The organism is Nonlabens antarcticus, assembly GCF_015356755.1.
Classification (GTDB): Bacteria; Bacteroidota; Bacteroidia; order Flavobacteriales; family Flavobacteriaceae; genus Nonlabens; species Nonlabens antarcticus.
In genome coordinates, this window is sequence record NZ_JADFCO010000065.1 from 517,879 (window position 1) to 534,945 (window position 17,067).

General features: G+C 39.0%; 12 protein-coding genes. 1 reads left to right on the forward strand and 11 read right to left on the reverse strand.

The window, feature by feature from the left end; translation table 11 throughout:
- Positions 1–105: 105 nt before the first annotated feature.
- The 11 genes from IQ282_RS10465 to uvrC all read right to left on the reverse strand — a co-directional run bounded on the left by IQ282_RS10465 (position 106) and on the right by uvrC (position 16,524).
- Positions 106–531: a hypothetical protein gene (locus IQ282_RS10465; protein WP_194851805.1), complete on the reverse strand. Its 426-nt coding sequence runs from the start codon at positions 529–531 to the stop codon at positions 106–108.
- 89 nt (positions 532–620) lie between these two features.
- On the reverse strand, positions 621–3,890 hold the full coding sequence (locus tag IQ282_RS10470; RefSeq protein WP_228547290.1) for a TonB-dependent receptor: 3,270 nt from the start codon (positions 3,888–3,890) through the stop codon (positions 621–623).
- 118 nt (positions 3,891–4,008) lie between these two features.
- On the reverse strand, positions 4,009–5,646 hold the full coding sequence (gene pgi, locus IQ282_RS10475; protein ID WP_194851806.1) for a glucose-6-phosphate isomerase: 1,638 nt from the start codon (positions 5,644–5,646) through the stop codon (positions 4,009–4,011).
- The gene (locus IQ282_RS10480) at positions 5,643–6,887 is read right to left on the reverse strand and encodes a M23 family metallopeptidase (RefSeq protein ID WP_194851807.1); all 1,245 of its coding nucleotides are present in this window, start codon (positions 6,885–6,887) and stop codon (positions 5,643–5,645) included. The genes pgi and IQ282_RS10480 overlap by 4 nt, the downstream gene beginning before the upstream one ends.
- A gap of 4 nt (positions 6,888–6,891) precedes the next feature.
- Positions 6,892–7,860: a tryptophan 2,3-dioxygenase family protein gene (locus tag IQ282_RS10485; protein ID WP_194851808.1), complete on the reverse strand. Its 969-nt coding sequence runs from the start codon at positions 7,858–7,860 to the stop codon at positions 6,892–6,894.
- Positions 7,861–8,170: 310 nt separating this feature from the next.
- A complete protein-coding gene (locus IQ282_RS10490) occupies positions 8,171–8,962 on the reverse strand; it encodes a DUF3108 domain-containing protein (RefSeq protein ID WP_194851809.1) in 792 nt (263 codons plus the stop codon).
- Between the two features lie 63 nt (positions 8,963–9,025).
- A complete protein-coding gene (gene hppD, locus IQ282_RS10495) occupies positions 9,026–10,189 on the reverse strand; it encodes a 4-hydroxyphenylpyruvate dioxygenase (RefSeq protein ID WP_194851810.1) in 1,164 nt (387 codons plus the stop codon).
- A 435-nt stretch (positions 10,190–10,624) separates the two neighbouring features.
- Positions 10,625–11,110 (reverse strand): hypothetical protein, encoded by a 486-nt coding sequence (locus tag IQ282_RS10500; RefSeq protein ID WP_194851811.1) that lies wholly within the window; start codon positions 11,108–11,110, stop codon positions 10,625–10,627.
- Positions 11,111–11,131: 21 nt separating this feature from the next.
- Positions 11,132–12,295 carry a homogentisate 1,2-dioxygenase gene (locus IQ282_RS10505; protein ID WP_194851952.1) on the reverse strand — a complete coding sequence of 388 codons (1,164 nt, stop codon included), beginning with the start codon at positions 12,293–12,295 and terminating at the stop codon, positions 11,132–11,134.
- Between the two features lie 187 nt (positions 12,296–12,482).
- Positions 12,483–14,732, reverse strand: a complete 2,250-nt coding sequence (locus IQ282_RS10510; protein WP_317174197.1) for a patatin-like phospholipase family protein — start codon at positions 14,730–14,732, stop codon at positions 12,483–12,485.
- A complete protein-coding gene (gene uvrC / locus IQ282_RS10515) occupies positions 14,725–16,524 on the reverse strand; it encodes an excinuclease ABC subunit UvrC (RefSeq protein ID WP_194851812.1) in 1,800 nt (599 codons plus the stop codon). Before uvrC ends, IQ282_RS10510 begins: the two co-directional genes overlap by 8 nt.
- Positions 16,525–16,713: 189 nt before the next feature.
- On the opposite strand from uvrC, the gene trxA reads away from it, so the two are divergent.
- The gene (gene trxA / locus IQ282_RS10520) at positions 16,714–17,007 is read left to right on the forward strand and encodes a thioredoxin (protein WP_194851813.1); all 294 of its coding nucleotides are present in this window, start codon (positions 16,714–16,716) and stop codon (positions 17,005–17,007) included.
- Positions 17,008–17,067: the final 60 nt, after the last annotated feature.

The window sequence follows — 17,067 nt, forward strand, 5'->3', positions numbered from 1 at the left end:
CTCATTATTTAATTACGATCAACGATTTTAGAGTTCTAGTTAAAAAAGTAAAAGTCTCTAGTCAGCGAGTTAAACTCAAAGACTCACAGCTCAAGGATGAACCAACTACAGCCATTGACTCCAAGGCAAGCGACTAAGTATAACCAAAAAAGCTAAGGTGTAAAAAATAGATAGCATCTTAAATTTACCGCGGCTTACTATTTTTTTCTTTGATTTTGAGTAACCTATAGTTAGTAAAGCCACTGCAATGATCATCATCAATGGGTGTTCTATAATAAGCAGTCGTGTAGCAGAATTACTCATTTCAAATCCTTCCCAACGTGCTAGATTTTGTGGAGTCAGATACAGAATGATACCTATCAGTAACTGAATATGGGTGACGATTAATCCTATTAAAGCTAGGCTAAAATCCCGATTTCCAAATTCTCGTTTTGTAAAAAATCCTATTACCGCATTAACGGTTGCTATGAATAGAACTAGAACTAATAGATATGCCCATCCAGAGTGAGCAGATTGAAGGATGTTATACATGAGAAATATGATTTTGAACAAAAATAGGGTAAAAACAAAGAACCCGACTCGGTGGAGTCGGGTTCTGAGATTAAATTTAAAATAGTGTTCTAGTTGAAAATATATCTAGCACCTATTTGCATTTGGTATCTGGAAGATCTTGTTCCTCCATCATCAATTACTTCTAGATCATCATTGGTAAAAGTAGGATCAAAAGTAAATTCAGGATTTGGCCCGCCTTGTTCTGTGGTGATCAAGCCTACCTGACCGAAGTTAGGAACGAATGTTCTTTCTCCCCAATCCTTGTTTATTAGATTTGCTACGTTAAAGATATCAAGAGACAATTGTAATGTGTTCTTATTCTCTTTATCTGCACCTGTATATATGGAGAAGTTTTGCAGCAATTTAAAGTCAATGCTGTGATTCCATGAAGCACGGCTAGCATTAGCTTCAGCATATTGTCCACGACGAGATCTTAAATAATCGTTGTTCTCAATAAATCTATCAAGAGCCGCATATTGTTCTGCAGGTAAAATTACTTGACCTGGCTTAACTAGAGGAACTAAGTTGATCTCGCTTGCATTTGCAGGAATGTATAGCAATGCATTGTCTCGAGAATCATCACCTAATAAATCTCTTCCTTCATTGTAGGCATATGAAATACGTCCCCCTTCTTGACCTGTGTAGAATATTCCGAACGTTGTTGAAATATTGTCGTTCCACTCTAGGTCATAAGTTGCATTTGCAATAATCTGATGTCCTGTGGCAAATTGGGATCTCTGTAATGTTGCAGTATTTTTACCATTCACGGTAAGAACATTTCTCCACTGACTACTGTTTTGTGATGAAGTACCTTCAAATACATACTCACCATCACCGTAGGTATAAGCTACTTGTGCGCCAAATCCATTTTGAACTGGCTTAGTTAAAGTGAAAGTTGCGTTGTAAGAGTACCCTTCGTTAGTGTTAGTTCCTAGATAGATATTGCTGTACGTATTGTCAACTCTATTTCTACCGTAGTAAAAACGATTGTCAGCGCCATTTAAAGTTCCTACAGGACCTACAGTATTTAAGTTTTGATAAGTAACGTTTTGCAACACATCATTGTAAAGAAAATCAGCTGATGCAATCAATCCCCATACTCCTAATTCTTGATCTACACCTATGTTGTATTTCAACACAGAAGGTAATTTGAAATCTGGAGAGAAAAGATCTATCTGACCTCCTAATTGTCCACTTCCAGGAGCAGCACCATTACCGATAGGTTGATTGTTAGGGTCAGGATTGAAGAATACTTCTCTGTTAGTAAAGTCTCTTTCATCTACAGATCCTACAGAAACACCATTGTTGTTATATGCACCACCTGGCCATACTAATGGAATACGGGAAGTAAAGACTCCTATACCACCGCGCACCTGTGTGCTGTTGTCATTAAATACATCCCAGTTGATTCCCAATCTAGGAGCAACGTGCAATTGACTTTTAATAGGTTTTCCAACTCTAGCTCCTTCAAGATCTTTTCCTGCTGCTTCTAGCAAGCCAACGGTTCTATTATTGAAATCGTCATTAACTGTTCCATCCTCAAAGAAAGGTACGTCAACACGAACACCATAAGTCAAACGGAAGTTATCAGTCATATTCCAGGCATCTTGAGCATAGAAACCTAACTGGCTATATTTAAATGCGGCTGCTGCTGCTTGAATATCATCACCTACTGTACCTACTGGATCTAGTAAGGAGTAGCTATAGTCGTAACCATCAGCGGCTACATCATTGGTAGCATCATTATCAAAATAAGTATTGAAATCAGCCAAGTTCAAAAACTGGTATTGACCAAAATTTTGTCTTACAAAAACGTTTCTTACGTCAAAGTACTCAAAGTTTGCACCCAAGGTGATGTTATGAGCTCCAGACTGGATTTCAAAGTTGTTAGTTACATTAAACAATTTCTGGTCTAGGATATTTCCAGTAGAAAAAGCTTCAGAACCAAAAGTGATTCTTCCATTGTTACCATCGTTTATTTGAATTCTAGGGAAGTTGTTTCCTATAGGATCTCTATCATCATTGACTGTAGAATACCCAATCACTAAGTTGTTAGACAGGTTAGAACCATTAGTGGTACTCCATTCAAATGTAGAACTATTAGTCTCAGAAAGGAAAAGAACACCAGCGTTAGCAAAGTTGATGTTATTAGAGTTACTAAAACTAGGAGAATTTGACTCTCCACTTACGTAATTATGTTTTAAAGTAAATGTGTTCTTGTCGTTTAAATTATAGTCTAAACGAATGGTAAAAGAATCTGAGATTAAAGAGTTTTCTCCATCTTCAAATCCACCTGGATTATACCCAAAAACATTAGTCAGATTGTCTTGTAAGGTTTGAATTTGCGCAACTGATGAGTCACCGTTGTAGCTAGCAGCATCAAAGAAACGTGGAGTGTCTTCATCCTGTCTTTCATAATTGAGGAAGAAGAACAATTTGTTCTCTATGATTGGACCACCGATTCTTGCACCGATTCTTGTTGCTGTAAATTCATCTAATTTTTCTCTGTTTTCAGCGTCAAATCCTCCTGGAGTTTTTCCAGCAAGATCTTCATTTCTGTAATAGCCGTAAGCAGATCCAGACCATTTGTTAGTACCCGAACGAGTTATCGCATTGATCGCTCCACCAGCAAATCCTGATTGACGAACGTCAAAAGGAGCAAGGTTTACAGAAAAAGATTCAATAGCATCTAGGGAGATAGGGTTAACACCTATTTGACCACCATTCGTACCAGTAGAAGAAAGGCCGAAAACGTCATTACTTACCGCACCATCAATATAAAATGAATTATAACGATTGTTTACCCCACCTAGAGTAATACCACCACCTTCTGACACAGATGCCTGAGGTGTTTTTCTAAGTAAATCTTGAATATCACGAGTTACCGTTGGAAGAGTTTCAATCTCGCGTGTAGAGATGTTAGTCTCTGGTCCTGTTTTTCCACTGTCAAAAATTCCGTTGCGACGCGCTTGGATGACAATTTGGTCTAATGCATTAGTAGATTCAGCAAGAGTTGCGTTGATCTGTTCTGACTCACCTAATTGAAGATTGATGTTAGTCAGCGCAAGGTCTTGTTTACCTACATAAGTAATTGTCACGTTGTAAGGTCCACCTACACGCATATTGTTGATGCGGTAATAGCCTTCAATATCAGTTACAGATCCATAAGTAGTTCCAGTAGGAGTGTGGACAGCAATGATTGTGGCGCCTAAAAGAGGTTGATCAACGCCCTCTAGTACGCGACCGTTAATGGAAGAGGTAGTTACCCCCTGTCCCATCACAGCCATCGAGCTCAGAATTAATCCTAAAAAAAGGAAAATTTGTAATGCTTTGTTCATTTGTGAAACGATTTAAATTTGGTTAGTGCAAAAATAAGACGTTTAACAAAACTCCAACATTAAGCTAACATTAATTAACTAGGAACTTTTCAACTTTAAGCTGTTGATAACCTGATATTTAAGATAATTTAGAATAAAACTGCATAAGAAGTGCCGTTGTTGAGGCATCATGACCGTCAGATTTTTGACTTTCAATGTCATTTAAAACGGTATCTGCTAGATTCTTACCTAATTCCACACCCCATTGATCATAACTATAAATATTCCATATCACTCCCTCTACAAAGATTTTGTGCTCATACATGGCTATGAGTTTTCCTAGGCTCTTAGGAGTTAATTCATCGATCAATATTGTCGTTGTAGGTTTATTACCTTTAAAAACCTTGAACGGTCGCAGTTTGTTTTTTTGCTCACTCGATAAAGAGGTCTTCTCAAGATCTGCTATTACTGACGCTTCGGTTTTACCATTCATTAACGCCTCTGTCTGTGCAAAGAAGTTTGCCATTAACTTATTGTGATGGTCTGGATGGTGGTATTTCGCTTTCGCGAAAGCGATAAAATGAGCAGGAATCAATTTTGTTCCCTGATGCATTAATTGGAAAAAGGCGTGCTGTGCATTGGTTCCCGGTTCTCCCCATACGATATTACCTGTTTGATAATCCACGGGATTCCCATTTCTATCCACGCTTTTCCCATTACTCTCCATGATCGCTTGTTGCAAATAGGAAGGTAGTTTTTGAAGGTATTGCGTGTAGGGGAGGATGGCCTCGCTTTGAGCCTTGAAAAAATTGTTATACCAGATGGTCAATAAGGCAAGTTGTACCGGGATGTTGTTTTTAAATCTGGTCTCTTGAAAGTGGATATCCATACTGTGTCCACCTTCTAACAGCTCTTGGAAATTCTGCGTTCCCACGCCTAAGGCTACACTTATACCCACCGTACTCCATAGCGAAAACCTGCCGCCTACCCAATCAAACATCTGGAATATATTTTCTTTATCAATGCCAAATGCAGTTGCGCTATCCACATTACTACTCACCGCAATGAAGTGTTTACCCACCGCTGCTGGATTTACTCTGTCAGTAAACCAATTTCTAACGGTCGTCGCATTGGTAAGGGTTTCTTGCGTCCCAAAAGATTTTGAAACAATCACAAAAAGGGTCGTTTCTGGATTTAGCTTCCTTAAGATTTCTTCTACATGATCCCCTTCAACGTTAGAGATAAAGTGGACTTTTATGTTGTTATGATACGCTTCTAATGCGTCATAAATCATGTTAGGTCCCAGATCGCTGCCGCCTATTCCAATGTTGACAACGGTATCAAATTTATTTCCACCATAAGTGGTTAGGGTACCGTCGTGGATTTTATCCACATATTCAAACATTTTGCGCTTGCTCTCTAGAGCCTGCTTGATATAAGTACTATTGTGGTCGTTTGCTTTATGCAGTGGTGTACGCAATGCTGTATGCATCACCTTCCTGCCTTCTGTGACATTGATGGGACTTCCATTGAAATAGGAGTCTATAGCACCATTAAGATCACATTCCTCCGCGAGATCTACTAGGGCATCTCTTGTCGCGGTAGTCAATAGGTTCTTTGACAGGTCTACGTAAAAATCATCTTCAACCAGTGTGAAATTCGAAGCTCTGGAATCATTAGTTTCAAAAGCCTCTTTCAAATCAAATTTCTTGAGATTGTTATAATGTTCCTTTAGAACCTGCCAAGAATTTGTTTCGGTTGGGTCGATGTTTTTCATAGTATAGCGTCGGAATCTTTATAGGGCAAGTCGTCGATCTCCTTTCTCAAAGGTTCGATATAATTTTTGAATACGACTAGTTGATCCTTAGGTAAAGGCTCTGCGCTAGGTAAGTTTTGTTTGTAGGGATCCACTTGAACGCCGTTTACCCAGAATCTATAACAGACATGCGGTCCAGTTGCCAGACCTGTACTTCCTACAGTCCCTATAGTTTCACCTTGCTTAACACGCTGTCCGACTTTTACCAGTCTTTTAGTCATGTGAAGATATTGTGTTTCATAAGTGGCGCTGTGTCTCACCTTGACATAGTTCCCGTTCCCACGTGTAAACCCAGACTTTGTAATCACACCATTTGCAGTAGAAACTATAGGGGTTCCATAACCTGCGGCATAATCTGTTCCTCTGTGCGCCTTCCATCTTTTTTGTACGGGATGAAATCGATTGCCACTGTAACGGCTAGAAATACGCGTATAATTCACGGGAGCTTTTAGAAAGAAATTTCTCAATGTTTTTCCTTGATCATCATAGTAATCGCGTTTTCCCGCGATGCTATCTGTTACGTAGCCAAAAGCATAATAAGGTTTTCCTCCAGTTTCAAAAATGGCCACGTCGATCGCTTCAACGCCAGCATAAATGCTGTCGTTTATATAGCGTTCCTGATAGATCATTTTAAATTTATCACCTTCTTGAAGCTTAAAGAAATCAATAGTCCATTTGTAGATATCGCTCAATTCATAAATGGCACTCAAACCCAGACCTTCTTCTTCCATCGCCTCAGATAAAGTGCTGCGTATAACGCCAGTAGCGGTTTTACGCTTTATGGTAATGGGGTGTTGATGGGTTGTCGCCTCCATTTTACCGGTAAGTTTCAAAAGCACATAATCAGTGCGGCTGGACTCGTAAACAAATGCTGCTGGTGTTCCTGCAACATCTTTATGCTTAATGATTTTATAAGGTTTTCCCGCCTGGATTTTACGTAATGAGTAAACGGAATCCATGGTAACGGCTGCATCATAAGAGCTCTGACCTTGAACTAGGTGCGAGCCAATCAGATCATTAAAAATGTCCCCAGACCTAACTGTATCTTCTACAACATTATAATTATTGAGATCATAACCATATATGAGTACGGGTGCTACTTTTATTTGTTTTGCATCTGCAAGATCAAAATTCTGGGACTTCTGTTCACAAGAAGTTAAGACTAGACCTGCGGCAAAAGCTATCGCAATCAATTTCTTCATTCTGTTATGGGGTATTTAATAAATGTTCCACCCATTGCTTTCCCCATTCCTTATGCTCCTCGTCGTTCCATAGACTGGGGAAAAAGGAAATCTTTTGAAAGCTGGGCGGTAAAAATTCTTTCCAGTTCGTGCCACCTGTGGCTTTAACAGTTCCACCATCTTTACGCAGGTATCTGTGTGCAGCACCCATGTGCATCAATAGCCAGTTAACGTTGACATTTTGATCCATGCGGCGCAGTTCCTCCTGTAGTTCTGGAGTCTGCTCTTCTGCTGGTAAAGCTAGATAACGCTGGTAGATATTGGTATGTTTCACCTCTTCGGCTATTCTTAAAAATCTAGGAGTATAACGCTTTTCAAACTGTTTTAGTGTGAGGGTTTTTTCTCCGGTAGCTTTATCAATGCCACCACGTTTCCAGTAGATATTGTCAAACAGTGTAGCAGTGTCTGTGGTTTGTTCGCTTTCGCGAAAGCGATTTCTATCTGCCAGATAAACAAGATTCACAATGTCGGTAGCATAGAATTCTATCATGCGGAATTGTGCACTCTGAAACCCACTCGCTGGCAACAACGACATGCGGAATTTTAAAAATTGCTCTCGCTCCATTCCTTTAATCATGATCTCAAAACTGTTGATCATTACATTAAAATAGCGATTGATGCGGCGTATTTTTTCTGCAAAAAAACTTCCAGTCAGTTCGTCATTTTGAATGATCTGCATCTGCTCATGAATGGCGAGTTTAAAGTGCAGCTCCGTAATTTGATGGTAACATATGAAAACCATCTCGTCTGGGAATGACGTGGAAGGAACCTGAAGGCTCAACAAGGTGTCTAACCTAATGTAATCCCAGTAAGTGGTGTATCTATCGTATAGAAGCCCATCTAGATAGGACAACATATCCTGACCAGAATTCTTGAATTTTTCCTCAAGCAATAAGATGCGTTCCGCAATTTCTGGTGATATCGAGTCTGCCATGGAATAATGTTGATAGATCGCAAAAATACATATTATTGAATGGTATCGTTACCACTTATCCACCTTAAGTAAAAAAGTGGCACAAAACAGTCTGAAAGACTGGATAAATATTGGTTCGATACTCCCTAAGTGTGAAAGTTAATGCTTGCTTGTGAGAGGAATTCTAGCGCAAGAAGACCGTAATTTACAGATCGATTTAAGTTCAAAATAAGCATCGATTAAAATAAAGCGGAAGGTAATTCCCAAAGCTGCTACTTATTACATATTACATAGAATTTTACCGCTATTCTCAATAGAATAATGAAAAAACCTAATCCACAATCTTTTTAAACGAATGGCTCAATCCTTTAAAAGCATCCAGATCTGCAGTAAGAGAACCCACTGTTAGTTTTGCCTGAATTTTCAACGGGATTTTATTGTCATCATCACTGATCCATACCGTTAAACTCTCTTCTTCTTGAAAAACACGACCGGATTGTACATAAGGTCTAAATTTCAAAGCATTGATCTTACCAAATTTTGTTCGCACTACATCCCGCTCTAAGAATTTCATCTTAAAGTCATAATTTTCATTATCAAAAAACATAGGTAATACAAATTCATCGCCAGGTGTGACTGTTTTTACATCAACTGCATTACGCAAATGATAAAAGGCAGAGATCATATCCTGGGTTCCAGGTTTGATACTCATTTTAGTAATTTCCTTGTGTTTTTTATTATTTACCGTAGCAATTTTTGCATCATGGTCAAAATCGATCTGAATATCTTTAGTATGTCCACCCTCATCAATATCCCTAATAAACCGATAAGGAGCACCTGTTTTTTGATCAATGTAGCTTTCATAGCGGTCATCGACTTCAAAAAAGAGGTGCATCAAACCAGTAGATTTCCCCTTCCCTTTAAGATGAAAGACGTTCTTACCGTTAAGTTTAGTGTCCTTCACTTCTAAGGTTGCATAACTCGCATTAAAAATCCCATAATGAATACGGAATTTGAACCACTCACCATTATTGAATGCTTGAGATGGCTCTGTATCATAAGCAGGTGAAAAACCCACGGTTATGGTACATAAAGCAAGTAATAAGAGTATGTTTTTTTTCATGGTTTTAATGCAGCTCCTTTTAGTTGCTACAATATAAGGAATACAAAACCTATTCCAAACTTTCTAAAGTGTACCGCGCAAGGCTTGTTCTCTTTCAATCGCTTCAAATAGAGCCTTGAAATTACCAACACCAAATGACTGTGCGCCCTTACGCTGTATGACCTCAAAAAACATAGTAGGTCGATCTACAATTGTTTTAGTAAAAAGCTGTAGTAAATACCCTTCTTCATCGCGGTCGATAAGAATACCATGCTTTTTTAATACCTCTACATCTTCATCTATTTCGCCCACGCGATCTAACAAATCATCATAGTATTCATCTGGTACATATAAAAACTCAACACCACGATCTCTCATCGCGCTTACCGTTTTTACAATGTCGTCTGTGGCAACGGCGATATGCTGTACTCCTGGACCGTTATAGAAATCTAGATATTCTTCAATTTGTGATTTTTTCTTTCCTTTAGCAGGTTCGTTGATCGGGAACTTGACGCGGCCGTTACCGTTACTCATAACCTTGCTCATCAATGCAGTGTAATCTGTCGCTATATCGTTATCTGCAAAAGAAATAATCTGGGCAAATCCCATTACTTCTCCGTAGAATTTACACCAGGTATTCATTTCATTCCACCCTACATTACCCACCATATGATCGATAAACTTCAAACCTACTGGCTCTGGATTGTAATGTGATTCCCATTTTTTAAACCCTGGTAGAAATACACCGTCATAATCGTTACGCTCTACAAACATGTGAACGGTCTCGCCATAGGTGTAGATCCCAGAACGGGTTACCTCTCCATGTGCATCAGTCTCTGTAGTGGGTTTTTGATAGGGTTTTGCACCACGTTTAGTGGTTTCTTCAAAAGCTTTTGTAGCATCTTCTACCCACAAAGCAACTACTTTAACACCGTCACCATGCTCATCAATGTGTCTGTTAATCTCACCACCTTTTTGCAATGGTGTGGTTAGAACGAGTCTGATCTTATCTTGTTGCAATACATAGGAGACACGATCTTTCACGCCTGTTTCTAGTCCAGCATAGGCGAGCGATTGAAAACCAAATGCCGTTTTATAAAAATGCGCGGCTTGCTTTGCATTCCCTACATAGAGTTCCACATAATCAGTTCCTAGTAATGGTAGGAAGTCCTCCGCCTCTTTGAATAATTTCTTGAGGCTGTATTCTGTATTCTTTAAATCTTTGAGTTTTTTAATTTCTGCGGGCATGACGTTAACTTTATATGGTTATGATGAATTTGCTTTATTTCTTAATTTAAAATCGGTGTAAATATTATATTTATGTTTTGGGCGTTGCCTGCGGCCAGGCAATCCGTTGCAATCTTTTCATTTTATGAGGCATTCCATGCACCTTAAAATAAAAAGGATTTCCACTTCTTTCCCTAACGCGCAACCTGCGCTTATTTTTGAGGCGTTCCCAACAACTCAGCTATCGCTAGGTTCTGGTGGTCTGGCCTTGCGCTACATTCTTTTTTAAGCCAAAATCCTTAATAAGTATTCCTACTACAACTCCTAACGCAGTATGAGAGATAATCTTATCATTAAATGATTTACTGCACATCATCTAATAGGCGTCTTTCATTGAGATTGATCACTGAATACAACCTATTTGCAAGGCTCTATTTTTTCAGACAACCATAGGTTTTAGTTGTTATCGATACTATCTGTCATCTCTTTTACTTCTACGGGACGTACCTCCGTTTCCGTACTGTCTATAGAATCCTCGTATTCCCAAGTGTCTATTTCTTCTACATCTTCATTAGTATCAACATCATCGTTCAATTCAAAACCACTATTTTCTAGTTGGTCAAAATAATTCTCTGGATTGAATAAGCTCAATCCTTGAAAAACGAGTCCTACGGCTAATAACAATGCTATTAAAATAGTGGCAATCATATTCATAATCAAACCAGTATTCACGTTAGAATAACTTTTAGCAACATATTGTTCTGGATTCTGTAAATAAGCTTTTTTACTTTTAGCAGCCCAAACCCATCCTATAATCGTAGCTATTAATGTAGGAATAGAGAGAATTCCGCAACAACATCCTGTCAAAATAATGACAATTGCTATGATGCCGATGACTAAGGCTCCAGGGTCTGCTGGTAATTTATTTTTAATTTCGTTCAAAGTTTCGCATTTTTAGGTTAGTTAGTCATGGTCTAGCCAGCTTTTATGGTAAGTGTCATCTGCAATAGCGAGTCCAGCTTTAGTAACTTTTAATGGTTTGAAAGTGTCCACCATCACGGCGAGCTCTTCAGTTTCTGTTTGACCTATACTGCGTTCCACGGCTCCTGGGTGTGGCCCGTGAGGAATCCCTCCTGGGTGCAGCGAGATATGTCCTTTTTCAATATCGTTGCGACTCATAAAATCGCCATCTACATAATAGAGAACCTCATCACTGTCAATATTACTGTGGTTATATGGGGCAGGAATACTGTCTGGATGGTAATCATACTTACGCGGCACAAAACTGCAGACTACAAAAGCATCTGTTTCAAAAGTCTGATGAACGGGTGGTGGTTGATGGATTCTTCCAGTTATAGGTTCAAAATCATGAATTGAAAAAGCGTACGGATAATTGTATCCATCATATCCCACTACATCAAATGGGTGAGAAGCATAAACCATTTCAAATATCTCATCTTGTTTTTTAATCTTGATCAGAAATTCGCCTTTTTCATCGTGGGTTTCCAGCTGCTCTGGGCGGCGCAAATCGCGCTCACAAAATGGAGATTGCTCTAAAAGCTGACCAAAATGGTTGCGATATCTTTTAGGTGTATAGATAGGACGGCGACTTTCCACTATAAATAGCCGGTTTACTTCCGTATCAAAATCGATTTGATAAATAATGCCTCGCGGGATCAATAAATAATCACCATACTTAAAATCTAGATTTCCAAGATGCGTTCGCAATGTCCCAGAGCCTTGATGAATGAATAATAGCTCGTCTGAATCGGCATTTTTATAGAAGTAATCTCGCAGTGACTCTTGTGGCGCGGCTAGAACTATGGCGACATCACTGTTGACTAAAACGGTGGTGCGGCTATCTAAATAATCAGGTTGTGGCGGCACTTGAAATCCTTTTAATCGGTACGATTTCAAATGGTTTTCCAGGGCAATTTCTGGCTTCACACTATAACTGCCACGTATTTCCTTAACCATTGTAGGTCGATGTTCATGGTAGGAGTTTGTGTACATCCCGTCAAAACCAATCGTTCCAAAAAGCTGTTCATAATACAACGACCCATCTGGTTTTCTGAAAACCGTGTGGCGCTTGTGCGGTATTTTTCCCAGTTTGTGATAAAAAGGCATATTCTTTTTTCTAGTTAGTGTAAATCTCGTAAATTCTTCAGACCATTCCATAGGCAATGGCTGTTAATTACTTGTAAATGATGCTAAATAATTTTATTTAGAGCGTTTTCGCATACTTTTTTTAATTAAAACGTAGCAGTTGAGAAGAGAATTATTTTGCTTTCGCGAAAGCGAAATTCTCAAATCTTTAGAAATTAAACCCCAGTCTCACGTAAAACTCATCATCGCTCTGCTGTGGGCTGAAACTATATTTAAGCTCTAGGGGACCCAAAAATGTCTCAATACCATAACCAAGGGCAAACCCTGAATACTGCGTTTTACGGTACCAGTCGTTCATTTCAAAAAGATCGTCGTCCACACTGGCAAAATTTGCACTGGCCACAAGGTGGTTCTTCCTAAATAATTCATAATCAATCTCAAACAAGGTACGGATCATCGTGTTGCCTCCTAAACTTAAAAAATCATACCCATAAAACGGAATGATATTGTTGATGCGACGCGCTCCATAGCCTCCTAAAAAGAAGTCCAGCGAGGAATCCTCCTGATTACCTATAGTTATACCTACATGACCTGTGCCTCTCAAGCTAAATTTTCCCAATGCATAGGCGTATCCTATCTGCAGCTGGGCGATAGAATACTCACTAAAATCTTCTTTTAATATGTCATTTAATAGATATAAATGGAAATCTGCATCTACTTTAAAACCAGACGATGGAAAGAAACTATTATCATAGGTGTCGTACAATGCTTTTCCATAAATACTTGCTGTTGTGCTATTTTGAAAATCTGTACGAGTGTTCATGGCGTTGCCCGTGAGTAAAGTATTGGTATATATATCAAGCGTTTTGAGCTCTGCACCTAGAATCACGTTGAAACCTTGATCCAGCCTGGTTTGTAGAAAAAACTGCTGCGTCCAGTCATGATATTCTACATCAATACTGTTAACGCCACTAATGGGTAAGCTTCCTGTTATGGAACCTGCAAAATCTGCTGGAATATCTTTCTCAAACTGTGTAAATTCACTGTGCAATCCTACTGACCAGTAATCCCCTTTATCAATATAATAGTCTGCAACGTAGCGTACATTATCTCCTAGGATAGCATCAACAGAAACCACATCATTATCAAATAAAACGTTCTTACGCGTTAGGTTAACAAGGGCAGCACTGCGCAACAGCTCATCATAATGAAGACTCAATCGCAAATAGTTGCGTACTGAGGATTCCTCAACGGTTACTCGCAATTCTGTTCCTTGCGCATGCGGGATGAGTTCGTAATTTATCTTGGAAAAATTATTTGTCGCTTGCAGGTTGTTGACTCCATTTTTTATATCCTCATAGGTAGTAAAGTCGGGCGTATTTAACTTGAATTTCCCGACGACATAAGATCGAGTATAGCGCTCGTTGCCGTTAACCACAATGTTGCTTAAATAGATTCTGTCGCTGGAGGATGTTTTAAGTTCGGGCTTTGAATAACCAGGCGTGGCGATTCTGGCAAGTTGGTAAATTTTGAGTTGGGCAGCAATTTCTCCTTTTTCAATAATGGCTGCGCCCTGATCAAAAGAAATAACGCTGAAGTCCTTAATGTTGGGAGCAATATAGATGTCTGTCTTAGGACCTTTGATTTTCATATCGTTAATCGTCCTAAAATTATTGATTTGAGTCAGTATGCTAAAAGCATCATTAAGCTCATCAAGTGATTTAAAATCGTCTTGAACATCTACACCTACTATGATATCCATTCCTTTGGCTCTTAATTTTTCAATGGGATAGTTATCTGTAACACCGCCATCAATAAGCATGCGATTATCAATTTGAACTGGCGCAAATAGCGACGGTAATGCTCCGCTAGCATTAACAGCTCTAGGTAAATAGCCAGAATCTAAAATAATTTCTTGTCCGGTCTCAATATCGGTTGCGATACAGAAAAAAGGGATGGGTAATTTGTCAAATTCTGAGATATCATTAACGTGAGAAAGTAATTGTGATAGCAAATTATAAACGTTCTGACCTTTACTTAAAGAGTTAGGAAGCTTAACCTTAAAATCTTCAAAAGGTAAGGTTACCGCATATCTTTCATTCTCACGACGTTCATAGGACGTCTTTGCACTACGCGGGATCTCGTCTGAGATAATGTTATTAAAATTCGTTTTAACAAATATGGAGTCGATTTGCTTCCCAGTATATCCAGAAGCATATAGAGATCCAACAATGGCACCCATACTCGTTCCAGCGATATAATCGATTTTAATTCCTAAGGAATCTATGACTTTCAAGGTTCCTATATGCGCGAGACCTTTTGCACCACCGCCAGAAAGAACCAGCCCGATTTTCTGGCTGCCATCAAACGTGATTAAGGAGTCTTTCAAACGAGCGTCCTGCGCGGTGCACATCTGTCCGAACATAACAATCAAAAGAAAAACACCGATTCTATTCACTATGCTCTTTATAAAAGTCTACTATTTTTTGTGCTCTACTATTTCCTACCACAAGGATTAGTTCCTGCTTTGTGGCCTGCTTTATTCTTTTTACAGATCTAAAATGGCGCAACAGTTCAACGGTTGTTTTTTCACCTATTCCTGGAATTTCATCTAATTCTGTCTCGATCGACTGTTTGCTGCGCTTATTTCTGTGATGTGAGATACCAAAACGGTGCGCTTCATTACGCATTTGCTGGATAACCTTCAATGTTTCAGACCTTTTATCTAAATATAAAGGTACGGGATCATTAGGGTAAAATAACTCTTCAAGTCTTTTTGCAATTCCTATGATAGGGATTTTACCTCTCAAACCTAGTCTTTCTAGAGCGGTTACACCGCTGGAAAGTTGACCTTTTCCTCCATCAACAATAACAAGTTGCGGCAGCGGTTCGTCCTCTTCCAGCAATCTGCGGTATCTTCTATAAACCACTTCTTCCATACTGGCAAAATCATCAGGCCCCTCGACAGTTTTAATATTGAAATGCCGGTAATCGCTTTTGCTGGGTTTTCCATTTTTGAAAACAACACAAGCGGCCACTGGATTAGTGCCTTGAATGTTTGAGTTATCAAAACATTCCATGTGACGCGGTTCTTCATCCAGACGTAGATCTGCTTTCATCTGGATCATGAGACGATTAACGTGTCGGTCTGGATCAACGATTTTAATAGTTTTGAATTGCTCCTGACGAAAGAATTTAGCATTGCGTTCTGACAATTCTACCAGACGTTTTTTATCGCCCAGCTTTGGAACGGTAACTTTAATGTGTTCTCCTAGATCTACCGGGAATTGAGTATAAATTTCAGTGCTTTGAGAATCAAATCTATTTCTCAATTCTATGATGGCTAGTTGCAGCAAGCTAGCATCGCTTTCATCCAGTTGTTTTTTTAATTCCATGGTGTGTGCTCTGGTAATCGCGCCGTGATTGATCTGGATATAATTGACATAACCAGCTGCCTCATCGCTTACTACTGTGAAAATATCGACATTAGAAATATTAGGGTTTACAATGGTTGATTTTGCTTGGTATCTGGTAAGGATATCTAATTTATCCTTGATAATTTGCGCTTCTTCAAACTCCATATTTACCGCTAGTTCTTTCATTAGGTTATGAAAGTGCTGTACTGCGTCTTTAAAATCTCCTTTAACAATATTCCGGATCGCCTCAATATTCCTGTTATAAGCAACTTCTGTTTGAAGTGCTACACAGGGACCTTTACAGTTGCCAATATGATATTCCAGACACAATTTATATTTACCAGCTTGGATTTTTTCTTCTTGCAAATCATATTTACAAGTTCTGATGGGATATAAGGTTTTAACAAGCTCCAGTAAGGTGCGTACCGTCCTAACACTGGTATAGGGTCCAAAGTATTCACTGCCATCCTTGATCATCCTGCGGGTTAGGAAAACACGAGGAAAACGCTCGTTTTTTATACATAACCAGGGATACGTTTTATCATCCCTGAGCATGATATTATACTTAGGATTTCTGGATTTAATAAGACTGTTTTCCAGTAGCAGCGCATCGGTCTCTGTTTGAACCACAATGTGTTCAATACGCACAATCTTTTTGACCATCGTAGAAATGCGATAGCTGTCATGATTTTTGTTGAAATAGGAGGAGACTCTCTTTTTGAGCTGTTTCGCTTTTCCTACATAGAGAAGTCTCTCACTTTTGTCAAAGTATAAATAAACTCCTGGAGATAAGGGCAGTGTTTGAATCTGAACCTCTAGTGGTGGTACTTCCATAGCAGGGTAAAGGTAACAATTTTACAGGCTAGACCGCAGAAAGAAATCTTAATTGGACGTCAAATTGTCACTCAATTTTTACCATTTATCGTAAAAGTAGATGACAGAATATACTCGCTTTCAAAAACAATTCCCATCGGTTATTTGAATGGCAATACATTTTGTAAATTGGTTCATAAAACCGAATTCATGTCAAAATTTAGTGAGATTATTGCAGATGAGGTCCCAGTGTTAGTTGATTTTTACGCAACCTGGTGTGGTCCATGTCAAACCATGATGCCCGTCCTAGAACAATTAAAAAAAGAAATGGGTGACAATGTAAAAATCATCAAAGTGGATGTTGATAAGAATAAACCATTAGCTACAAAATTTAATGTACGCGGTGTCCCAGCATTTCTGATTTTTAAGGATGGAAAACAGATTTGGCGTGGCGGCGGTGTACAGCCTTTAAGTGAATTAAAATCTAGAATAGAGAGGGCCTAGAATTCATTTAAAAGCCGATGAAGACCGTTTGTCCTGTTTGATTACCGTTCATCATAATTT